22 protein-coding genes are annotated in these 19,965 nt (G+C 63.5%); 13 read left to right on the top strand and 9 right to left on the bottom strand.

What is annotated here, in order from left to right:
- Positions 1 to 8: 8 nt before the first annotated feature.
- From A3M3_RS0104480 to A3M3_RS0104470, 3 genes are all read right to left on the bottom strand, one after another.
- Entirely contained in the window at positions 9 to 977 is a 969-nt protein-coding gene (locus A3M3_RS0104480; protein ID WP_028265337.1) for a 1,4-dihydroxy-2-naphthoyl-CoA synthase, read from the bottom strand.
- Between the two features lie 21 nt (positions 978 to 998).
- Complete coding sequence (locus A3M3_RS0104475; protein WP_028265336.1) at positions 999 to 1,436, bottom strand: VOC family protein; 438 nt, start codon at positions 1,434 to 1,436, stop codon at positions 999 to 1,001.
- Positions 1,437 to 1,597: 161 nt separating this feature from the next.
- Complete coding sequence (locus A3M3_RS0104470; RefSeq protein WP_028265335.1) at positions 1,598 to 2,326, bottom strand: CPBP family intramembrane glutamic endopeptidase; 729 nt, start codon at positions 2,324 to 2,326, stop codon at positions 1,598 to 1,600.
- Positions 2,327 to 2,528: 202 nt separating this feature from the next.
- On the opposite strand from A3M3_RS0104470, the gene A3M3_RS0104465 reads away from it, so the two are divergent.
- Positions 2,529 to 4,007, top strand: a complete 1,479-nt coding sequence (locus tag A3M3_RS0104465) for an amino acid permease (protein ID WP_028265334.1) — start codon at positions 2,529 to 2,531, stop codon at positions 4,005 to 4,007.
- Here the strand turns inward: A3M3_RS0104465 and A3M3_RS0104460 are convergent.
- Positions 4,000 to 4,731: a dienelactone hydrolase family protein gene (locus A3M3_RS0104460; protein WP_051422928.1), complete on the bottom strand. Its 732-nt coding sequence runs from the start codon at positions 4,729 to 4,731 to the stop codon at positions 4,000 to 4,002. The two genes, A3M3_RS0104465 and A3M3_RS0104460, sit on opposite strands and share 8 nt — an antisense overlap.
- 196 nt (positions 4,732 to 4,927) lie before the next feature.
- Here A3M3_RS0104460 and A3M3_RS0104455 point away from each other — a divergent pair, with 196 nt between their 5' ends.
- From A3M3_RS0104455 to A3M3_RS0104440, 4 genes are all read left to right on the top strand, one after another.
- Positions 4,928 to 5,584, top strand: a complete 657-nt coding sequence (locus A3M3_RS0104455; protein ID WP_028265332.1) for a pentapeptide repeat-containing protein — start codon at positions 4,928 to 4,930, stop codon at positions 5,582 to 5,584.
- A gap of 148 nt (positions 5,585 to 5,732) precedes the next feature.
- Positions 5,733 to 6,962: a thiolase family protein gene (locus A3M3_RS0104450; RefSeq protein WP_028265331.1), complete on the top strand. Its 1,230-nt coding sequence runs from the start codon at positions 5,733 to 5,735 to the stop codon at positions 6,960 to 6,962.
- Positions 6,962 to 7,753 carry an enoyl-CoA hydratase/isomerase family protein gene (locus A3M3_RS0104445; protein WP_028265330.1) on the top strand — a complete coding sequence of 264 codons (792 nt, stop codon included), beginning with the start codon at positions 6,962 to 6,964 and terminating at the stop codon, positions 7,751 to 7,753. The genes A3M3_RS0104450 and A3M3_RS0104445 overlap by 1 nt, the downstream gene beginning before the upstream one ends.
- Entirely contained in the window at positions 7,750 to 8,613 is an 864-nt protein-coding gene (locus A3M3_RS0104440) for a 3-hydroxyacyl-CoA dehydrogenase family protein (protein ID WP_028265329.1), read from the top strand. Before A3M3_RS0104445 ends, A3M3_RS0104440 begins: the two co-directional genes overlap by 4 nt.
- 98 nt (positions 8,614 to 8,711) lie before the next feature.
- Here the strand turns inward: A3M3_RS0104440 and A3M3_RS0104435 are convergent, their stop codons facing one another.
- Complete coding sequence (locus A3M3_RS0104435) at positions 8,712 to 9,665, bottom strand: endonuclease domain-containing protein (protein WP_028265328.1); 954 nt, start codon at positions 9,663 to 9,665, stop codon at positions 8,712 to 8,714.
- Positions 9,666 to 9,811: 146 nt separating this feature from the next.
- On the opposite strand from A3M3_RS0104435, the gene A3M3_RS0104430 reads away from it, so the two are divergent.
- The 4 genes from A3M3_RS0104430 to paaZ all read left to right on the top strand — a co-directional run bounded on the left by A3M3_RS0104430 (position 9,812) and on the right by paaZ (position 14,347).
- On the top strand, positions 9,812 to 10,411 hold the full coding sequence (locus tag A3M3_RS0104430) for a GNAT family N-acetyltransferase (RefSeq protein ID WP_028265327.1): 600 nt from the start codon (positions 9,812 to 9,814) through the stop codon (positions 10,409 to 10,411).
- A gap of 161 nt (positions 10,412 to 10,572) precedes the next feature.
- Positions 10,573 to 11,208: a LysE family translocator gene (locus A3M3_RS0104425; protein WP_051422927.1), complete on the top strand. Its 636-nt coding sequence runs from the start codon at positions 10,573 to 10,575 to the stop codon at positions 11,206 to 11,208.
- Positions 11,209 to 11,278: 70 nt separating this feature from the next.
- On the top strand, positions 11,279 to 12,028 hold the full coding sequence (locus tag A3M3_RS0104420; RefSeq protein ID WP_028265325.1) for a tyrosine-protein phosphatase: 750 nt from the start codon (positions 11,279 to 11,281) through the stop codon (positions 12,026 to 12,028).
- 216 nt (positions 12,029 to 12,244) lie between these two features.
- Positions 12,245 to 14,347, top strand: a complete 2,103-nt coding sequence (gene paaZ / locus A3M3_RS0104415; protein ID WP_028265324.1) for a phenylacetic acid degradation bifunctional protein PaaZ — start codon at positions 12,245 to 12,247, stop codon at positions 14,345 to 14,347.
- 90 nt (positions 14,348 to 14,437) lie between these two features.
- Here paaZ and A3M3_RS0104410 read toward each other — a convergent pair whose 3' ends face one another.
- The gene (locus tag A3M3_RS0104410; RefSeq protein ID WP_028265323.1) at positions 14,438 to 14,758 is read right to left on the bottom strand and encodes a GYD domain-containing protein; all 321 of its coding nucleotides are present in this window, start codon (positions 14,756 to 14,758) and stop codon (positions 14,438 to 14,440) included.
- Between the two features lie 209 nt (positions 14,759 to 14,967).
- On the opposite strand from A3M3_RS0104410, the gene A3M3_RS0104405 reads away from it, so the two are divergent.
- The gene (locus A3M3_RS0104405; protein WP_028265322.1) at positions 14,968 to 15,375 is read left to right on the top strand and encodes a VOC family protein; all 408 of its coding nucleotides are present in this window, start codon (positions 14,968 to 14,970) and stop codon (positions 15,373 to 15,375) included.
- A 122-nt stretch (positions 15,376 to 15,497) separates the two neighbouring features.
- On the opposite strand, the gene A3M3_RS0104400 is transcribed toward A3M3_RS0104405, so the two are convergent.
- Genes A3M3_RS0104400 through A3M3_RS0104390 form a run of 3 tightly spaced genes read right to left on the bottom strand, consistent with a single transcriptional unit; the run spans position 15,498 to position 18,032 of the window.
- Positions 15,498 to 16,100, bottom strand: a complete 603-nt coding sequence (locus A3M3_RS0104400) for a TetR/AcrR family transcriptional regulator (RefSeq protein WP_028265321.1) — start codon at positions 16,098 to 16,100, stop codon at positions 15,498 to 15,500.
- Positions 16,101 to 16,153: 53 nt separating this feature from the next.
- Positions 16,154 to 17,506, bottom strand: coding sequence for a phenylacetate--CoA ligase PaaK (gene paaK, locus A3M3_RS0104395; RefSeq protein ID WP_028265320.1), 1,353 nt, complete (start codon positions 17,504 to 17,506; stop codon positions 16,154 to 16,156).
- 7 nt (positions 17,507 to 17,513) lie between these two features.
- Positions 17,514 to 18,032: a hotdog fold thioesterase gene (locus tag A3M3_RS0104390; protein WP_028265319.1), complete on the bottom strand. Its 519-nt coding sequence runs from the start codon at positions 18,030 to 18,032 to the stop codon at positions 17,514 to 17,516.
- 137 nt (positions 18,033 to 18,169) lie between these two features.
- Here A3M3_RS0104390 and A3M3_RS0104385 point away from each other — a divergent pair, with 137 nt between their 5' ends.
- The 3 genes from A3M3_RS0104385 (at position 18,170) to A3M3_RS0104375 (ending at position 19,944) form a co-directional block, all read left to right on the top strand.
- Positions 18,170 to 18,745, top strand: coding sequence for a GNAT family N-acetyltransferase (locus tag A3M3_RS0104385; protein WP_028265318.1), 576 nt, complete (start codon positions 18,170 to 18,172; stop codon positions 18,743 to 18,745).
- 78 nt (positions 18,746 to 18,823) lie between these two features.
- Positions 18,824 to 19,675: a response regulator transcription factor gene (locus A3M3_RS0104380; RefSeq protein ID WP_028265317.1), complete on the top strand. Its 852-nt coding sequence runs from the start codon at positions 18,824 to 18,826 to the stop codon at positions 19,673 to 19,675.
- Positions 19,676 to 19,758: 83 nt separating this feature from the next.
- Complete coding sequence (locus A3M3_RS0104375; RefSeq protein ID WP_028265316.1) at positions 19,759 to 19,944, top strand: hypothetical protein; 186 nt, start codon at positions 19,759 to 19,761, stop codon at positions 19,942 to 19,944.
- Positions 19,945 to 19,965 lie beyond the last annotated feature (21 nt).

Below are 19,965 nucleotides of genomic sequence, written 5' to 3'. Positions count from 1 at the left end.
GGCGAGTCCTAGAAGTAGTAAGGGAAAGCGGACCAGTCCGGATCGCGCTTCTCGAGGAAGGCTTCTTTGCCCTCCACGGCCTCGTCCGTCATGTAGGCCAGGCGGGTGGCTTCACCCGCGAATACTTGCTGACCGGCCAGGCCGTCGTCGGCCAAGTTGAAGGCGAACTTGAGCATGCGGATGGCCTGCGGGGATTGGCGGGCTATGTCCGCGGCATACTCCAGGGCAACTTCCTCCAGGCGCTCATGGTCCACGGCCTCGTTCACGGCACCCATTCTGACCATGTCCTCCGCGGAATACTCGCGGGCCAGGAAGAAGATCTCGCGGGCGGCTTTCTGCCCGATCTGGCGGGCCAGAAGCGTAGAGCCGTATCCGGCGTCGAAACTTCCCACGGTGGCGTCGGTCTGCTTGAACTTGCCGTGCTGGCGCGAGGCAATGGTGAGGTCCGAGACGACGTGCAGCGAGTGACCGCCGCCAGCTGCCCAGCCGTTCACGACCGCGATGACAACCTTCGGCATGGTCCGCATGAGCCGCTGGACTTCCAGGATGTGCAGGCGGCCGGCCCGGGCGGGGTCGATGCTCTCCTGGGTCTCGCCGTCAGCCGTGTTTTGTACTACGTACCGGTACCCGTCCCTGCCGCGGATCCGCTGGTCCCCGCCCGAACAGAAGGAATGGCCGCCATCCTTGGGGGACGGACCATTGCCGGTGAGGAGCACCGTGGCGACATCCGGGGTCATGCGGGCGTGGTCCATGGCGCGGTAGAGCTCGTCAACAGTTCCGGGCCGGAAGGCGTTACGGACTTCCGGGCGGTTGAAGGCAATCCGGACCGTGGGGAGGTCCTTCGTGACTTTCCCGTCTGCGTCCCGCTCCACCTGTCTGTGGTACGTCATGTCCTGGAAATCGTCGAAACCGGACACAGTGCGCCAGCGCGATGGGTCAAAGACGTCGGATACCTTGGCTGGGAAGTCGTTGCTCACCCTCCGAGTGTAGTAATCCGCTCAGCTTATGCAGAACTCGTTGCCTTCGGGATCGGCCATGGTGTGCCATTCGTGCGGGCCTTGCTTGGCGGTCCAGAGGTATTTCGCGCCCCGGGCTTCCAATGCGGCGCGGACCTCGTCCTTGTCCTGGCCGTTGAGGCGTACGTCCCAGTGGACGCGGTTCTTGACGGTCTTGTCTTCCTTGGCGGCTTGGAACAGGAAGCGCCTGCGGGTGTCCTTGTCCTGGTCCTCCGACGGTCCAATAGCGGCGCCGTCCTTCCACACGAGTTTGCCGTGGTGGGTCATGGTTTCAGCCTCCGCGGCGAAGCCTTGATCGATCATGGAACGGATGAACGCTTCGTCCTGGGGTTCCACTGTCCAGTCGAGCGTTTCGGCCCACCAATCTGCGAGGACATGCGGGTTCTTGCAATCGATGACTATCTGGATGTTTAGTGCCATGGACTGAAACTACGACGACGGCGCGTGGCCAGGGAAGTGCCCCGCGGACAGTTCCGGTCCGGGTCGCCCAACTAGCTCGCAGTTGTTGTCGTTATGAGGGCCCAGAACGACAACAAATGCGAGCTAGTTGGGTGGCCGGTGCGGGGGTGAGGGGCGGGTGGTTATCCGCCCAGCAGTTGCGGCGGGATGGCATAGATCAGCAGGACGGCCAGGAGATTCTTGGCTGCGTGGACGAAATAGGAGAACATTACGTTCTTTCCCGTCCAGACATAGACAGCCACCAGGACGGCGCCCATTCCGAGGTACGGAACCAGCGCGGGAAGGACCAGGCCTTCACGCCCCACCACGTGGATGGCGGCGAAGCACAGCACGGACAAGACGCAGCAGAGCCAAACATTAACGTGCCGGGACAGCTTGCCGATGAGCAAGTGCCGGAAAAGGTATTCCTCCACAAAAGGACCGAGCACCACCAGCAACGGCACCACGAACCATACCGGCAGCTGCTGGACCAGCGACTGGAGGCCCAGTTGATTCTGCGATTCCTTGACGGAGCCGGTAACTGTCACGAGAACGGCAGTGAGCACCAGCATCGCAACGATCGATAAGGGAATCATGGCTAGCGTGAACCACGGACGCGTGGCCAAAATCAGGAGGTCGCGGCGAATGACACGCCTCGCAGCCGTAACCGCGACCAGGCCGACCGACGCGTAGAAAGCGAGGTTGATCGCGAAGACGGCCGTAGCGGGATCGGGGAAGATCTGCTCCGCCATGGCTGTCACAGGGGCCGTCGCGAGGCTCAGAACAGCCGCCAGCGCCACATATAGTCCGAAAGCCGCAGCGTCCAGGCCCGTGAAACGGTACAGCCTGCCGGCCGGCGGAATAGTGCCCATGTGTCCAGCGTAGCGTCCCTCTTTGTTGCCCGCGTCACCCTCCGTCGAATTCACCGGGTAAGATGGATTTGCCGGATTTACCTTCGACGCTTCCATGATCTCGCCACTGATTCGACTTGCCAACAGGCCAAAATCTCGAATTGTCTGTGCCGATGCACGTGAAGCCAAGGCCGGCGTCTCCTTCAACCCACAAGGAAAAACTGTGCCTCAAAACACGACAACCGACCTTCAGCGCGCCCCCGGAAACCTGGCCGCGCCCAGTATCGCTGCCGCTTCCGACAACCTCAGCGCCGAGGGCTACCAGAAGACCTTGAGCCGCCGCCACGTCACGATGATCGCGATGGGCGGCGCGATCGGCGTCGGCCTCTTCATGGGTGCGGGCGGACGCCTGGCCTCCACCGGTCCGGCCCTGATTTTCTCCTACGCCATTGCCGGCGTCATCGCCTACCTGCTCATGCGGGCGCTCGGCGAACTGATCATGTACCGCCAGACTTCCGGCTCTTTCGTCAGCTACGCCGGCGAAATGTTCGGCAAGAAGGGCGCCTTCCTCTCCGGCTGGATGTACTTCATCAACTGGGCCATGACGGGGATCGCCGAACTCATCGCCATCGGCCTGTACTTCCAGTTCTTCTTCCCGAACGTCCCCGTTGAACTGTCCGCCATCGCTGCGCTGGTGCTGCTGGTTGCCGTGAACCTGTTCAGCGTCAAGGCCTTCGGCGAGTTCGAATTCTGGGCTTCCTGCCTCAAGGTCGCCGCGATCCTGACCTTCCTGGCCGTGGGCACCTTCATGGTGGTCACCAACGCACAGGTCGGCACCGGCCACGCTTCCGTGGGCAATCTCTTCGCTGCCGACGGCGGCATGTTCCCCAAGGGCGGCTTGGTGATGATCCTGGTCCTGAACGCCGTGATCTTCGCCTACAACGCCATCGAACTGGTCGGCATTACCGCCGGCGAGATGCAGAACCCGGAACGCGAAGTGCCCAAGGCGATTCGCGCCGTCGTGATCCGCATTGTGGTGTTCTACGTCGGTTCCGTCACGCTCCTGGCGATGCTCCTGCCCTCGGACCAGTACCACGCAGGCACCTCCCCGTTCGTTACGGTCTTCGGCCAGATGGGCTTGCCGTGGATGGGCGACGTCATGAACATGATCGTCATCACCGCTGCGCTGTCGTCGTGCAACTCGGGCTTGTACTCAATTGGCCGCATCTTCCGCACCATGGCCAACAACGGACATGCCCCCAAATGGCTCACCAAGATGTCCACCCGCCACGTGCCCTACGCCGCCATCCTGGCCATCGGCGCCGTGTACCTCACGGGCATCGTGCTCAACATCTGGTTGGGCGGCTCCCATGCTTTCGACCTCGCGCTGAACACCGCCTCGATCGGCGTCATCTTCACCTGGGGTTCCATCTTCGCCAGCCAGATTGCGCTGCGCAAGAAGAAGGGCAACGTCTCCAGCCTGCCCATGCCGGGTTCCCCATGGACCAGCTGGGTTGGTCTGGTGGCACTCCTGGCCATCACCGTGCTGATTGGTATGGACACTATGACGGACAAGGCCACGGGTGAGGTGTTCCCCCTGGGTATCTGGACCCTTGCGACCATCCCGTTCTTCGCCTTGGTGCTGTGGCTCGGCTGGCAGAAGGTCAAGAACAACGAGCCCAAGAGCCAGCTCTTCAGCTAGTCCCCTTCAAGTGCTTCTCGAAGTGCTCCTCGATCCGCTGCCAAGCCTCCGGGGCGGCGGCTGGGTCGGGTTTGATGCCCATCACCCGCATGAGCGGCCGTAGCGGCCGGGGTCCAACGGGGACGTCGTTCATGAAGGCGTGGCCCGCCGTCGGGAATTCCTTGATGTCGTGCTCGATCCCAAGGTTAGTGAGCGCGGCTTCCAGCTTCGTGGCCGCTCCCCGCAGGGTCCGGTCCTTCGCACCGTAGTTGGCCACCACCGGACATGCGCCTTCCAGGGCGTGCTCCAGGTCGCGCGGCAATTGACCGTAGTTCACGGAGGCGGCGTCGAAGTCGTCGTTGGCTGCGAGCAGGGCGAACGCGCCTCCCATGCAGAACCCGATGACCCCCACTTTTCCGGTGCACCTGGGGTCGCTGCGGAGCCAGGAGCGTGCCGTGGACAAGTCGGTGAATGCCCGGCCGGCGCCGGACATGAGGGATCGCATGGTCGCTACGAGGCAACGCCTTGCTCCGCCGTCGCTGTAGAGGTCGACGGCGAGGGTCAAGTAGCCGGCTTCGGCGAGCCGGTCCGCGTGGCGACGCATCACGTCGTCGAGCCCGAAGGCCTCATGAACGAGCACGACGCCGGGAAACGGCCCCTCGCCGGCGGGCTCCGCAAGGTACCCCTTGAGGGTACGCGAGCCCCCTGCTGCCACGCTCTCCGTGCTCAAATCGACGTGCGCCATGGGTGGAAGCCTTTCGTTGGCAGATCGGATCGCGGGCGTAGGCCTAGTGTTTGCCATCCCGGCAGTCCGCGCAAGTGTCATTGTCTGCTGTTTGTCGGCTGTTTGTCGGCTGACGCCGGTAGGCTCGATGCATGGACCACAGCACCACTCTCAGCCGGCACATTATCGCCATCCGGATGCTCACGGAGGCGATCTGATGGCGGCATCCAAGGTGGCGGCGCCCCGGATTTCCCCCATCAGGCTCGACGAACTCCGGGACGAGCCCGCCCCGGATTTCCAGCGCGGCGAACGGTACGACGGCGTCCGGCTCACCCGCGCGGTGGCGGACGGGGCGGAGCTGAGCGGATCGGACTTCATCGAGTGCGAATTCAACGGGGTTTCCTTCAACGAGGCCCAGCTGCGGGGTGCGAGCTTCCGTGACTGCATCTTGAACGAGCCCTACGCGCCCGTATTCAACGCTGCGCGCACCTCGTGGCGCGAAGTGGCGATCAGCAATCCGCGTTGGGGATCCGCGGAGATGTATGAGGGCACCTGGCATTCGGTAAAGATCGACGGCGGCAAGCTGGACTTCCTGAACCTGCGTGGGTCCAAACTGACGGATGTCGTGATCACGGGGTGCATCATCAACGAGCTCGAGCTCGGGGCGTGCACTGCGACGCGGATGGTGCTCAAGGACTGCACCATTGGCACCTTGGATGTCACAGGGGCGAAGTTCAAGGATGTGGACCTCCGTGGCTCGGATTTCCGGATGGTCAATGGACTGGGCGGTTTGTCCGGCGTGGTCATCGATGATTACCAGCTCAGCCTGATGGCCCCGCTTTTGGCCGGGCATCTGGGCATTCGGGTGATCTGAGTGAGGCGACTGTGCTGCCACATGGCGGCCCACCGTGTGCCAGTTGGCGGCTGGGCGGTTGACCCTGTGGCGGCGCCGTGTAATCTTTATAGAACGAACGGTCGGTAAATTATTCACCGGCCCCGCTCCCTTCGCGAAGGATGTTCTCATGGTCGAGGCTTTTCTTGTTGGCGGTGCCCGCACCCCTGTAGGCCGGTACGGCGGCGCACTCTCCGCTGTCCGGCCCGATGACCTGGCAGCCCTTGTGATCCGCGAGGCCGTGGCCCGCGCCGGCGTCGACCCCGACGCCATCGACGAGGTCATCCTGGGCAACGCCAACGGCGCTGGCGAGGAAAACCGCAACGTCGCCCGCATGGCCACCCTTCTCGCGGGACTGCCCCTCCACATCCCCGGCATCACGGTCAACCGCCTCTGCGCCTCAGGAATGAGCGCCATCACCATGGCCAGCCATATGATCAAGGCGGGCGCGGCGGACATCGTGGTGGCGGGCGGCGTCGAATCGATGAGCAGGGCCCCGTGGGTGCAGGAGAAGCCCTCCGCAGCCTTTGCCAAGCCGGGCCAAATCTTCGACACCTCCATCGGCTGGCGCTTCGCGAACCCGCTTTTCACCAAGGGTGAGCTCTCCCGGGGCGGAAAGATGACCTACTCCATGCCGGAAACGGCCGAGGAAGTTGCCCGCGTGGATGGCATCTCCCGCGAAGAGGCCGACGCGTTCGCGGTCCGCTCGCACCAACGCGCGCTGGCGGCAATCGCTGGTGGCCGCTTCAAGGACGAAATCGTTCCGGTCACCGTGAAGACCCGCAAGGGCGAAACTGTCGTGGACACCGACGAGGGCCCCCGCGAAGGGACCACTGCGGAAGTCCTCGCGGGCCTCCGTCCCGTGGTTGCCGGGGGATCCGTTGTCACCGCCGGAAACTCCTCCTCGCTCAACGACGGCGCCTCCGCCATCATCGTCGCTTCGGAGGCTGCCATCGAGAAGTTCGGACTCACCCCGAGGGCGCGCATCATCGACGGCGGTTCGGCCGGTTGCGAGCCGGAAATCATGGGCATCGGCCCGGTTCCGGCCACCCAGAAGATCCTGGGCCGTTCGGGGCTCACCGTCGGTGACCTCGGCGCCGTCGAACTCAACGAAGCTTTCGCGACGCAATCGCTTGCGAGCATGCGGCGTTTGGGCTTGGATCCGGACATTGTGAACAACGACGGCGGCGCGATCTCCCTGGGGCACCCGCTGGGTTCCAGCGGCTCGCGCATCGTCATTACCTTGCTGGGGCGCATGGAACGCGAGCTCGCCGGTAGCGCGGACGCTCGGAAGATAGGCCTCGCAACGATGTGCATCGGCGTCGGACAAGGTGCTGCCATCCTCTTGGAAGGCATGTAATGGCACTGAACTCCGAAGGATTCGGAACCCTGCTCATCGAGGAACGCGAAGACCGGGTCACGGTGCTCCTTAACCGGCCCGAGGTCCGCAACGCGATCGACCAGCAGATGGTGGACGAGCTCCATCAGGTGTGTGATTACCTTGAACGCGAGCCGAAGATCCTCATTATCGCCGGCGTCGATGGTGTCTTTGCCTCCGGCGCGGACATCGGCCAGCTGAGGGAACGCCGCCGCGACGACGCCCTGCGCGGGATCAATTCGACCATCTTCGTCCGAATCGCGAAGCTGCCGATGCCCGTCATCGCGGCCTTGGACGGTTATTGCCTCGGAGGCGGTGCCGAACTCGCCTACGCCGCGGACTTCCGCATCGGCACCCCTGGCGTGCGGATCGGCAACCCGGAAACCGGGCTGGGCATCATGGCCGCGGCCGGAGCCACCTGGCGACTCAAGGAACTCGTGGGAGAACCGATCGCCAAGGAAATCCTCTTGGCCGGGGCCGTCCTCCGGGCCGAGGAAGCCCTCCGCATCAACCTCATCACCCAGATCCACGAAGCTCCACTGTTGATGGAAGCTGCCCACAGCCTTGCGGATAGGATCGGCCGGCAGGATCCCCTTGCCGTGAGGATCACCAAGTCGGTGTTCCACGCACCGGCCGGGGCACATCCAGTGATCGACACCTTGGCACAGGGCATGCTCTTCGAATCGCAAGCCAAGTTCGACCGCATGCAGGCGTTCCTGGACAAGAAAAACGACAAGCAGAGCAGCGACAACCCAGACAGGACCCGGAAATGACAGCAGCTCCCTCCATCCCACATGTCGTTGGTGTCCTCGGCGGCGGCCGCATGGGTGCCGGGATCGCCCACGCGTTCCTGATCAAGGGCGCCACGGTAGTGGTCGTCGAGCGAGACCACGAATCCGCCGCCGGTGCGCAAGATCGGGTGGCTGACGCCGTGGCCAAGTCCGCTGCCCGCGGTGCGCTAAACGAACCGGCAGAGGAAGTGCTGTCCCGGTTCAGCACGTCCACCGACTACGGCTCCTTCGTCCATTGCGGGCTGGTGGTGGAAGCCGTACCTGAGGACTACAAGCTCAAGGTTGCAGCCCTCAAAGCCGTGGAGGAACACCTCTCCGCCGATGCCTTCCTGGCTTCCAACACTTCGTCCCTTTCCGTGACAGGCTTGGCTTCGCAGCTCAGGAGGCCTGCCAACTTCGTGGGCCTGCACTTCTTCAACCCGGTTCCGGCTTCCACGCTCATCGAGGTTGTCCTCGCCAAGGAGACCTCGGCCGAGCTCGCTGCCACGGCGAAAAGGTGGACCGAGGCACTCGGCAAGACCGCCGTCGTCGTCCATGACGCCCCTGGCTTTGCGTCCTCGCGGCTGGGCGTCGCGATCGCTCTGGAGGCGATGCGTATGGTCGAAGAGGGCGTTGCCTCGGCTGAGGATATCGACGCCGCCATGGTGCTCGGTTACAAGCACCCCACCGGACCGCTCAAGACAACGGACATCGTGGGCTTGGACGTGCGGCTCGGCATTGCCGAATACTTGCAGTCGACGCTGGGGGAGCGCTTTGCACCTCCGCAGATTCTCCGCGACAAGGTTGCCCGCGGCGAACTGGGACGCAAGACCGGCAAGGGATTCTTCGACTGGACTGAGTGAGTTCTTACGCCCCCGCCCCCGCCCCAGGCCCCGGCCCCGGGCCCAACTAGCTCGCATTTGTTGCCGTTTTCAGGCCCGTTAACGACGCCTACTGCCAGCTACTTGGGGTTCCAGCCTCGGTCCAGGAGCGCTGCGCGGACTTTTGCGACGGCGGATCGTGCGTCGTTCGCCATGTGACGTTTGGAGATTCTGACCAGGTGCCAGCCCGCGCGACTGAAATCCTCTTCGCGGGCGATATCGCGGACGACCTGGGCGGGCTCGGAATGCGTTGCGCCGTCGTATTCGACTGCCACACGGTGTTCGGGATAGCCCAGATCCGGTTGACGCACGACGCCGGCGCTTAGTTCGGTGACCGCGTTTAGTTGGGGTTCGGGCAAGCCGTCCCGTTCAAGCGCCAGCCGGAGCCGCGTTTCGGGGGCGGAGTCTGAGCCGATCCGTGCCTGTTCGAGAGCCAGGCGCGCTTTCCGGATGCCTGGCGTACCCTTGTGCCGATCCAGCATCTCGGCCAGTTGTTCACGTGTCGCGTGCGATTCCGTGCGCCCTTCGAGCTCGGGCCGTGGGAACCGCAGCAAATGGTCTGCCACAACAGTCAGCTCATCGATACTCATTTTCCTGGAAACATCCAGCCAAGTCCGGGTGCGGGTGGTGATCAGAAGCCCGTCAACGCTCGTGATTTCGTCGTCGAAGAACTGTCCCACATGTCCCACCACTCCGGTTCGGCGAGGAATAGCCATGGTGTCCGGGCGTGAGAGGTGGATGCGTGGATCGTCGCCACCCGGAAGGAACCCAGGGAACTGCCATAGCGAGAAGGCCGTGGCGTGGGATGCTGCGGAAAATTCGGTCACCACGGTGAAGGGCCGGATGACCAGCGGCAAACTGACGTCCTTTGCCTGCCCTTCGACCGGGGCGGCCCCCGGAATCCTGATGCCGCGGCTTGGCGAGTGCAGCGATGGGTGCCTTAACCGCCGGTGGCTTACACCGGCGTCGGCCGCTTCTTGACAGGTGAACGGGGCAACCGCCAGCGACGCTGGCAGGGATTGCGGGGTCCTCATCGCCCCATCGTTGCAAATCGAGGCGGACCATTTTGAGTTATCCACAGGCAACCCTCCCGGACCCCCAACTAACTCGCATTTGTTGTCGCTTTGACGCCTCAAAGCGACAACAAATGCGAGTCAGTTGGGTCAGCTAGGCTAGCCGGGTGACTCTCATCGCCCCCGTGACCCTGGACGGTCGCTTCGTAACCCTGGAGCCATTGAGCTCTGAACACCACGACGGCTTGGTGGATGCCGCCAAAGACGGTGAGCTGTGGAAGCTCTGGTATACTCCGGTCCCGACTCCCGAAGGCATGGCCGCTGAGATCACACGACGCCTCGCGCTGCAGGTCCAAGGATCCATGGTCCCGTTCGCCACCCGGTTGAAGGCGAACGGCAAGCTCATCGGCATGACCACGTACATGAACATCGACCCCGTTACACCGCGCGTCGAGATCGGCTCCACCTGGAACGCCGCCTCCGCACACGGCAGCGGCAGCAACGCCGATTCCAAGCTGCTGCTCCTCCGCCACGCTTTCGAAACCCTCGGCTGCCCCGCCGTCGAATTCCGTACGCACTGGCTCAACCACCAGTCGCGCCACGCCATCGCCCGGCTGGGCGCCAAGCAAGACGGTGTGCTCCGGAACCACTCCCGAACTGCGGACGGAGTGCTGCGCGACACCGTGGTGTTCTCCATCCTCGAACACGAATGGCCCGCCGTGCGTACCGGCCTCGAGTTCCGGCTGGCGTCCCGCCCCCCCAACTAGCTGGCAGTTGTTGTCGTTATGAGGGCCCAGAACGACAACAAATGCGAGTTAGTCGGGTTGGCCGGAGGGGAATGGGGGCGCCCCCTCGTGCGGCTACACTTTTGAAGGCGGCCGGTGAAAGTCGGCCTGAGCCACATCCATTCTTCGGAAGCAGTCCCCTTATGGTCGAACAACTGATGGCTTTTGTGCTGACCTGCGTCGTCGTGGTCCTCGTTCCGGGTCCTGATTTTGCCCTTGTACTGAAGAACGCGCCCCGTGGGCCCGGCTCGGCGGCGTCGACTGCGTTCGGAATCATGGTCGGCAACACGATCCTCGCCCTTCTCGCTGTGCTGGGCGTCACGGCTCTCTTGGGGGCGTCGGAAGTAATCGGAAACGTCATCAGGATCTCCGGCGCTGCGTATTTGCTCTATCTGGGGACCCGCGCATTGCTGGAGGCGTTCGGCCGCTCCCACAGTAAACCCACGGCTTCGGCGCCCAGGTTTGGGTTCCGAGGGAACTCACCATTTCTGCAAGGAATGGTGAGCAACCTGCTCAACCCCAAGGTCGCGGTGTTCTATCTGTCCCTTTTCCCTCAGTTCAATCTCGCACCGCTTCCCCCACTGGGGCAGCATGCGTTGATGGCGGGCATCTTCCTCCTCACCGCGTTGGCTTGGTACTTCGTGCTGGTCCATGCGCTCAGGAAGATCTCCACGGCATTGGCCCGGCCCCGCGTGAATCGGATCATCACCGGTGGATCCGGGACAGTCCTGATCGGTGTCGGCGGGACCATCCTGAGCAAATCCCTGGTCTCCGCCTAACGGTCGGCCAGGCGGGAGCACGGCTTTCTTCGCCTTCACTCACTCCGGCTCGTGTGGTTAGCTGTCCGGTATGGATGGGACCTCGACCGACCCCCAGCAGCTGGGCATCCATTGGGACGGCGCAGTGAACGCCTGGCACATCGCCGGGTGCCTTTACCGGATGGGCCGGCGGGAATGGCTCACCGATGCAGGATGGCAGCAAATGTACGACGCCGGCATCCGCACTGTGATCGACTTGCGCACCGTGAGTGAGGGGCAGCCGAGGGAAGCCGATCCCGTGGTTTCCGCGGAGGTAACCTCGCGTATCCAGATCGTCCATTGCCCCACCGAGGACCCGTCGAACGAAGAGTTCACTGCCCTCTTCGGTCCTTACCTGAGAGATCCTGCGCACTACGCCGACTATGTCCGGCTCTTCGCGGATAAGCTCGCGACGGTCTTCAGAGCCATCGCCGCGGCACCCGGCGGAGTGGTGGTGCATTGCGCGGCGGGACGGGATCGGAGCGGAATCATCGCAGTCATCCTGCAGAATCTCGCCGGCGCCAGTGACGAGGAGATCATACGCGGCTACCAGCAGGGGATGCGTGGAATCAACGAGCGCCACCGCCACCACCGGGCGCCGCATGCCCATGATGCCTACTTGGAAGAAGATGCGCTGGAAGCCGTGTTGGCCTCGCGCAGCGCAAGCCTCTTGGAATTCGCGCACTCGCTGGATGCCGTCGCCTTCCTGACTGCGCATGGCGTCTCCGAGGCCGAAGTCACCGCCATTTGTACCAAACTCGGAAGCCGAACGGATCAGCGAAGCCAAGCGGCGCCGTCGTGACCTTCTTTGATGTCGGAAAGCGCGTGCGGCAGGGCGAGTCGCGGCATTCCGGCGCGAAAGTGCGGCAAACAGGGTCGGGAAGGGCGCGGTCCGAGGACGCGTCTAGTGTGCAGATCCGGGCTCTCATGTATTCTGGGGATATTACCGAACGGCCGGTCAGTAAATTGTGGCCGTTCAGTCCATTTCGTGCCCGTGCCTTGGAAGGACCCGTCGAGGATGACCACTACCGCAGTCGCTCCGGAAGCCACAACTGTTGAAACCGTGCCCAGTTTCGTCAAGGGCGAGTGGTGGACCCCCAGCGCCGACGCCTCAGCCGGGGTGCCGGTCCGTGACGCCAGCACAGGAGAAGTCCTGGCCAACGTGAGCACCGACGGACTGGACCTTGCCGCCGTCGTCGATTACGGCCGCACGGTGGGCCAGCGCGAACTGGGGAAGCTCACCTTCCACCAGCGCGCCCTCAAGCTCAAGGAGCTTGCGCAGTACCTCAACGGCCGGCGGGAAGAGCTGTATGCGTCCTCCTCGCAGACCGGCGCAACCAAGATCGACAACATGATCGACATCGACGGCGGCATCGGCGTGCTCTTCACCTTCGGTTCCAAGGGCCGCCGCGAACTGCCCAACTCGCAGGTTGTAGTGGACGGTCCCATGGAGGTACTTTCCAAGGATGGTTCGTTCGCCGGCGAACACATTTATACCCGCATTCCCGGCGTCGCCGTCCAGATCAACGCCTTCAACTTCCCGGTATGGGGCATGCTCGAGAAGTTCGCGCCCGCCTTCCTCGCCGGCGTGCCCACCATCGCCAAACCGGCGACTCCAACGGGCTACGTTGCTGCGGCCGCGGTCAAGGCCATCGTGGAGTCCGGGATCCTGCCGGAAGGGGCGTTGCAGCTTATTTCGGGGTCCGCGCGGACCTTGTTGGACCACCTCGACTACCGCGACATTCTCGCCTTCACCGGTTCCGCTTCCACCGCCAACTCGCTGAAGTCCCACGTCAACGTGGTCCAGGGCGGCGTCCGATTCACCTCGGAAACCGACTCCCTCAACGCCGCCATCCTGGGGCCCGACGCCGTGCCCGGCACCCCCGAGTTCGACGCCTTCATCAAGTCGGTCGTCACCGAAATGACGGTCAAGGCCGGGCAGAAGTGCACCTCGATTCGCCGCACCATCGTGCCCCAGGACTTGGTGTCCGCCGTCGTCTCCGCCATCGGCGCGCGGGTTGACGAGCGCGTCGTGCTGGGTGACCCCCGCGCGGAGGGCGTCACGATGGGCGCCCTCGCGTCCCTTGAACAGCTGGCCGACGTTCGCGCCGCGGTCCAGTCAATGCTCGACGCCGGTGGCGAACTTGCGTACGGGACGCTCGATTCGCCGTCGGTCACCTCGCTGGATGGAACCGTGGGGGTCGTGGAGGGCGGAGCGTTCATGTCGCCGGTCGTGCTGAGCTGGGCTGACGTGGACTCGGACGCTGTCCACTCGCTGGAGGCCTTTGGTCCGGTATCGTCCGTGATCGGGTACTCGGACCTCGACGACGCCGTCCGCCTCGCCGCCCGCGGTGGCGGCTCCCTGGTGGCTTCCGTTTGCACCAACGACCCCGCCGTTGCACGCAAATTGGTGACCGGAATCGCTGCGCACCACGGACGCGTCCTCATGCTCAACCGCGAGGACGCCCGGTCGTCAACCGGGCATGGTTCGCCCGTGCCGCACCTGATTCACGGCGGCCCGGGCCGCGCCGGTGGTGGCGAGGAACTCGGTGGTATCCGCTCCGTCATGCACCACATGCAGCGCACCGCCATCCAGGGTTCACCGAACATGCTCACTGCGGTGACCGGAGTCTGGCACACCGGCGCGGACCGCAACTTCACCGTGGAGACGGAAGGAACGCACCCGTTCCGCAAGACGCTTGCCACTTTGCGTATCGGAGACGCAGTGCGGTCCGAACTCCGACAGGTCACGCTGGACGACATCACTGCCTTCGCCAACTCCACCGGGGACACCTTCTACGCCCACACCAACCAGGAAGCGGCCGAAGCCAACCCCTTCTTCCCCGGAATCGTGGCGCACGGGTACCTGCTGCTCAGCTGGGCGGCCGGACTCTTCGTGGAACCCGCTCCGGGCCCCGTCCTGGCCAACTACGGCCTGGAAAACCTGCGCTTCATCACTCCGGTGGCCGCAGGCGATTCGATCCGCGTCACGCTCACGGCCAAGAAGATCACCCCGCGCGAAACTGATGAATACGGCGAAGTAGCTTGGGATGCCGTCCTCACCAACCAGAACGACGAGATCGTAGCCACCTACGACGTCCTGACCCTCGTGGAGAAGTAACGCTCGCTCACGTTTGTGGTTTTCTGATGGGACGCTCCCTCACTTTTGAACTGGTTCATTGGTGAGGGAGCGTCCCCGTGCTGGGAGGTTCTATTGCCCCGGGGCGCGGTATGCCGGGGTCTTCTTGGCAGCTTCGTCGAGATCCTCAACCGTCATGAGCGGCTTCAAATGCAGGCGCACTGCGCCCGTCGCATTGATCATGAGTGAGAGGGCGGCGGCGCTAGCCGCGTCCGGGATTTCGAAGACCCCGACGACGTCGGTCTCCCCGAAAGCGTAGTAGAAACATTCGAGCGATCCGTCTACGGATTTGAGTGCATCGACCACAGCATCGCGGCGCTTGGTGCCGCCCTCGCGCAACAGCCCCGTGATTCCGTCGCCTACGTAGTTTGCTTCGAATAGATATTTGGTCATTGTCTTCCCGTCCCGTGATGTCCAGGACTCGGGCCTCCTAAGGTGCTCCCATCACCCATTGAGGGAAGGTCCCGGAGTTGTTCCCCTGCGAGGGGCTGTGCACATAGTAGGCCGAGGTCCTCGCCCTGACAACGGTCTACGCTGACGCGCGCTCAGAAGGTCTTTCCAATCCCATCCGGCGTAAGATTTTTTGCGTAGGAGGTGGCGAAATGAACCTAGCTCTCAGAACAGCCACAACCGTCTTGCCAGTCGATGACGTCGCTCGAGCTCGCAGCTTTTACGCTGAGAAACTCGGTCTCCCGCATCGCGGCATGACATGGGATGGAAATGATTTGTTCGGCATCGACGGCGGTCCCATGCTGCAGTTGATCCCCATCAAGGACGGGATGCACTCGTCGCACACTGCCCTTTCCTTTGAAGTCAGCGACATCGAGCGGACAGTCGAGGAAATGGAGGCGAGCGGCGTCGAATTCCGGGACTACGACCTTCCGGACCTCAAGACCGAACACCACATTTGTACAACCGACGCGGAAAAGTGCGCTTGGTTCATGGACACGGAAAACAATGTTCTGTGCGTCCATGAAAACCTGGGCACCCAGGCCGAATATCAGCTCTGATCCGCTAAAAGAACACGCATCAACCACGCAGAACCCTCCTTCACTTTTTAGTGAGGGAGGGTTCTGTCATCTGGCCATATAGGTGAGCGAGCGTCGGGGGAGGAGGGGCAGGCTGGAGAGGGCTACGCCGAGGCGTGCAGGCCGTCGAACGCCATGGTGATGACGTCGTCGGCGAGGCGCTCCGGGGAGAGTGATCCGCCCGGTTTGTACCATTCCACGATCGAGTTGATCGTACCGAACAGGAGCCGGGTTACGGTGCGGGGATCGATGTCCTGGCGGAGGGAGCCTTCTTCGCGGGCAGCCGAAATCAGCGCAGCCACCTTGTGGTCGAAGGTACGACGCCGTTCCAAGGCATCGCGCTCGATGTCCGTGTTGCCGCGGAGCCGCAGGAGCAGCGTGACGAACGGGAGCCGCTCCACCAACACGGCGATGGTCTGCCGCAGCACGAACTCCAGGCGTGCGTCGGCTGCCCCGGTAACAGCCTCGGGCTGCTCCAGGATGCCCTCGAGCCCACCCAAGGCGTGCTCGAGGGCGAGCTTGAGGAGATCGCCCTTGGACGGCACGTGGTGGTAGATGGCCGACTTCGAGATCCCGAGGTTTTCGGCCAGGATGCCCATGGATGTGGCGTCGTAACCGTGGCGGTTGAAGACGTCGACGGCGATGAGCAGCACAGATTGCTGGTCGTATCCGGGGCGTCCCCGCTTGGTTGCTGTTTCACTAGGCATGCTGGCCATTTTCCCATGAACGGTCGGTTGAATAGTGCACCCGCTTTGGCAGGTTACCTCTTGGGTCGCATGTCGTAGACCCGGCGCAGCTTGCCGTTGGAGCGCTCGAGCGATCCGGGGTTGACGACCTCCACCACGCACGAAGAACCCACGTGGATCTTGATCTGCTCGCGCAAGGCGTGTGCCGCCGTCGTGCCAGCCTCCGATGAGACGTTCTCGCGGCGCTCGATCTTGACGGTCAGGGAATCCATGCGCTTGCCCTCGGGGCGGGTGAGTTCGAGCTGGAAGTGCGGGCTGAGCTCGGGGATGCGCAGAGCGATTTCCTCGATTTGCGAGGGGAAGAGGTTCACGCCGCGCAGGATGATCATGTCGTCGCTGCGGCCGGTGATGCGACCCATGCGTCGGTGCGCCGGGCGGGCGGTGCCGGGCAGGAGGCGCGTGAGGTCCTTGGTGCGGTACCTGATGATCGGCAAGGCTTCCTTCGTCAGCGAGGTGAAGACGAGTTCGCCAGGCTCGCCGTCGGGCAGCACGGCACTTACCCCGCGGGAGGGATCGAAGGGGTCGATGATCTCCGGCCGGAAATGGTCCTCCCAGATGTGGCAGCCGTCTTGTGTCTCCACGGCCTCGCCTGCGACGCCCGGGCCCATGACCTCTGACAGCCCGTAAATGTCGCAGGCCTTGATGTTCATGGTGGTTTCGAGCTCGTGCCGCATTTCCTCGGTCCACGGTTCGGCGCCGAGCACAGCGTATTTGAGCGACGTCGACGCCGGGTCGACACCCATCTGGGCCATCGCATCGGCGATCGTCAGCAGGTAGGTGGGGGTTGCGAGGATGGCGTCGGGCTTGAAGTCCTGTATCAGCTGGATCTGGCGTTCGGTCTGGCCGCCGGACATCGGAATGACGGTGCAGCCGAGGGCTTCGGCTCCAGCATGGGCACCCAGGCCACCGGTGAACAGGCCGTATCCGTAGGCGTTGTGGACCTTCATACCCGGGCGGACTCCCGAGGCGCGGAGCGAGCGGGCCACGAGGGAGGCCCAGTTGGCGAGGTCGTTCTTGGTGTACCCGACGACGGTCGGCCGGCCGGTGGTGCCGGAGCTGGCGTGGATGCGGGCCACTTCGTTCTGCGGCACCGCGAACATGCCGAAGGGGTATTCCTCGCGGAGGTCGTCCTTGGTGGTGTACGGGAACTTGCCGAGGTCGGAAAGTTCCCGGAGGTCGGACGGGTGGACGCCGGCGTCGTCGAACTTGCGCTTGTAGAGCGGCACGCGCTCGTAAGCGTAGGCCACGGTGTGCTGGAGGCGGCTGAGCTGCAGGGCCTCGAGCTCGTCGCGGGAGATGGTTTCTTCGCGATCTAGCTGTGCGGTGTTAAGCGGTGCGTCGGGAGCGGCGACGGTGTTCTGTGTCATGGTCTTCCTACTTCTTGGAGATGGTGCGGCTGCGGCCACGGAACTCGGCGATGAGCTCGCCATAGCGGTCCGGATCCTTGGGCACGCGGGTGCCCGCACCGGTGTCGGGGGCGGCACCCGAGCCGGTGCTGGCAAGATCGCCCGGGTCCGCAGCGAAGATCTGGATGTCGTACAGGCCGCTGCGTCCGTTGTCGGCGCGGCGGTTTGCGACGGCGGTGATCACTTGACCTTGATAGGCCGGCTTGAGGAAGTTGATGTCGACGCCGGCGGCGACGGTGATGGAGTCAGCTTCCGACGGCGAGGGGTTGGCCGGGTTGCAGGCGAGGGCGAATGCCGAATCCGCGAAGGCGAAGATCATTCCGCCGTGGGCCATTCCGAAGCCGTTGAGCATCTCTTGGCGGAGGGTCATGCGGACTGTGGCGTGGCCGTCGTCGATCTTGAGGACCTCGAGGCCCATCCACTCGGAGGCGGGGTCGTTCTTGAGGATCTGGTGCTGCGTTGCGCCAGAAAGGGTGGTCTCAACCATGCGTCAGTGCCTCCAGCTTTATTTACCGAATGTTCATTAGGTAATCCCAGTTTCCATGAACTGTCAAGGGGCGGCCGCTCGGCGGAACCGATTTGTTGCTCCTGCCAAGCCAAAAAACCTGCACGTAGTATCGATGCATGCCCCTCATTGAACTTCCCCTCCGGACGCCGAGACTCGTGCTTCGCCGATTCGAGGCCACCGACCTGGAGCGATTCCATGCTTACCAGTCGCTTCCCGGAACGGCGCGATTCCTCCTCCGGCGGGAGCTGACCCTGACGCAGTCCATGGAAGCGCTGGGACGCTACGCCAATTTCAGCTTCGAGCAGGAGGGCGACTGGGTGTGCCTGGCCATAGAGCGCGCCGACTCGCCGGGGCTTCTGGGCGAAGTGGTGCTCAAATGGCTGCCGGGCACCGGGCAGGCTGAGATCGGCTGGATCCTCGCACCGGAAAGCCAGGGTCATGGCTATGCGTCGGAGGCGGCCGAGGCAGTCCTCCGGCTGGCTTTTGAGACGCTCATGTTCCACAGGATCGACGCCAAGCTGGATGCCCTGAACACCTCGTCGTCAAGCTTGTGCGAGCGGCTTGGCATGCGTCGGGAAGCGGTCCTGGTGGACAACTGGCATTATAAAGGCCAGTGGTCCACCCAAGTGATCTTTGCCATACTCGACTCCGAATGGCGCGCACGGAAGCGGCGAAAGAGCATCGATGCGTGATTTACCCCGAAATGCGCAAGAATAGCAGGCACCGACGGCGGTAATGTGGGCTGAGCAGGGGAGATCGGGGGGCGGCAAGTGAGCGCATCTGGCGTGGCCGTAGTAATCGAGGATGACGATGACATTCGTGAGGTGGTTCACGCTGTCCTGGAAGCCTCGGGCTTGGAGGTCTATGCGGCCGGGAACGGTGTGGATGGCGTGGCTGCGGTCCGCCTCCATAATCCGGACGTCATAACTCTGGACCTGGGCCTGCCGGACATTGACGGGATCGAGGTGACCCGCCGTGTCCGCGAGTTCAGCGACGCCTACATCGTCATGCTGACGGCCCGTGCGCGCGAGGTGGATACGCTGCAAGGTCTGGCCGTTGGCGCGGACGACTTTATCACCAAGCCCTTCCGGGCCCGCGAACTCCTGGCCCGGGTCGAGACGCTCCTGCGCCGGCCGCGCGGCAGCAAGTTATTGAGCGGAGTTTCCGGGGGGAGCACGACACCGGAGCTGTCGCGAGCGGAGGGGACCATGGCGCTGAGCGCTCCGGTCGCTTCCCCGCCCCCAACAAGTGGGCAACCGGCAAACGGGCAAGCGGCCGAAGAGCACACGGGCCTGGAACACAACGGCCTCTACCTGGACGTGGCCACGCGGACTACGCGGGTGGGTGCCGAAGAGGTGCAATTGACCCGTACCGAGTTCGATCTCCTCCAAGCGCTCATGGAGGCCGGGCGTGTTGTCCGGAGCACCACGGGTTTGGCCCGCTGGCTCCATGCGAGGGAGTACGAAACCGGTGGCTATGTCAGTGAGTCCGAAGAACGTGCTATCCAGGTTCACATCGCTAATCTGAGGCGGAAGCTCGGCGATTCGGCGCAGTCGCCCCGTTGGGTGGAGACTGTTCGTGGCGTGGGGTACCGTCTGGCAGCTAAGACTTCGGAAAACTGAGCGGATCTTAAGGGAACCTTTAACATGGCTCCGTACCCTTTGAGCGTAACCCTCCGGATTTTAACAGCTCAAAGGAGCACTGGATGAAAAAATTCGCAGCCACCCTTCTCATGACCGGTCTGCTGGCTATTGGCGGATTTGTCACTCCTGCCAACGCTGCGCCGAAGACCTCCCACGTCACGACAACCACAACAACCACGACGGTTACCACCGTTCCTGTTGTGACTGACCCGGTGAACTACGCACAGATCGGTTGGTGGCCCAACTAACTCGCACTTGTTGTCGTTTAG

Origin of the sequence: Arthrobacter sp. MA-N2 (assembly GCF_000517125.1) — a bacterium.
Taxonomy (GTDB): domain Bacteria; phylum Actinomycetota; class Actinomycetes; order Actinomycetales; family Micrococcaceae; genus Arthrobacter; species Arthrobacter methylotrophus.
The sequence above is the reverse complement of the archived record's forward strand: the minus strand, read 5'-3'. Positions and strand labels throughout refer to the sequence as shown.

What these genes read in the sequence shown, in the direction of transcription:
- A3M3_RS0104475 (WP_028265336.1), bottom strand. Translation starts at nt 1,436, where the DNA reads ATGGCACTAAACATCCAGATAGTCATCGATTGCAAGAACCCGCATGTC.
- A3M3_RS0104470 (WP_028265335.1), bottom strand. Translation starts at nt 2,326, where the DNA reads ATGGGCACTATTCCGCCGGCCGGCAGGCTGTACCGTTTCACGGGCCTG.
- A3M3_RS0104460 (WP_051422928.1), bottom strand. Translation starts at nt 4,731, where the DNA reads ATGGCGCACGTCGATTTGAGCACGGAGAGCGTGGCAGCAGGGGGCTCG.
- A3M3_RS0104455 (WP_028265332.1), top strand. Translation starts at nt 4,928, where the DNA reads ATGGCGGCATCCAAGGTGGCGGCGCCCCGGATTTCCCCCATCAGGCTC.
- A3M3_RS0104450 (WP_028265331.1), top strand. Translation starts at nt 5,733, where the DNA reads ATGGTCGAGGCTTTTCTTGTTGGCGGTGCCCGCACCCCTGTAGGCCGG.
- A3M3_RS0104445 (WP_028265330.1), top strand. Translation starts at nt 6,962, where the DNA reads ATGGCACTGAACTCCGAAGGATTCGGAACCCTGCTCATCGAGGAACGC.
- A3M3_RS0104440 (WP_028265329.1), top strand. Translation starts at nt 7,750, where the DNA reads ATGACAGCAGCTCCCTCCATCCCACATGTCGTTGGTGTCCTCGGCGGC.
- A3M3_RS0104435 (WP_028265328.1), bottom strand. Translation starts at nt 9,665, where the DNA reads ATGAGGACCCCGCAATCCCTGCCAGCGTCGCTGGCGGTTGCCCCGTTC.
- A3M3_RS0104425 (WP_051422927.1), top strand. Translation starts at nt 10,573, where the DNA reads ATGGTCGAACAACTGATGGCTTTTGTGCTGACCTGCGTCGTCGTGGTC.
- A3M3_RS0104420 (WP_028265325.1), top strand. Translation starts at nt 11,279, where the DNA reads ATGGATGGGACCTCGACCGACCCCCAGCAGCTGGGCATCCATTGGGAC.
- paaZ (WP_028265324.1), top strand. Translation starts at nt 12,245, where the DNA reads ATGACCACTACCGCAGTCGCTCCGGAAGCCACAACTGTTGAAACCGTG.
- A3M3_RS0104410 (WP_028265323.1), bottom strand. Translation starts at nt 14,758, where the DNA reads ATGACCAAATATCTATTCGAAGCAAACTACGTAGGCGACGGAATCACG.
- A3M3_RS0104405 (WP_028265322.1), top strand. Translation starts at nt 14,968, where the DNA reads ATGAACCTAGCTCTCAGAACAGCCACAACCGTCTTGCCAGTCGATGAC.
- A3M3_RS0104400 (WP_028265321.1), bottom strand. Translation starts at nt 16,100, where the DNA reads ATGCCTAGTGAAACAGCAACCAAGCGGGGACGCCCCGGATACGACCAG.
- paaK (WP_028265320.1), bottom strand. Translation starts at nt 17,506, where the DNA reads ATGACACAGAACACCGTCGCCGCTCCCGACGCACCGCTTAACACCGCA.
- A3M3_RS0104390 (WP_028265319.1), bottom strand. Translation starts at nt 18,032, where the DNA reads ATGGTTGAGACCACCCTTTCTGGCGCAACGCAGCACCAGATCCTCAAG.
- A3M3_RS0104385 (WP_028265318.1), top strand. Translation starts at nt 18,170, where the DNA reads ATGCCCCTCATTGAACTTCCCCTCCGGACGCCGAGACTCGTGCTTCGC.
- A3M3_RS0104375 (WP_028265316.1), top strand. Translation starts at nt 19,759, where the DNA reads ATGAAAAAATTCGCAGCCACCCTTCTCATGACCGGTCTGCTGGCTATT.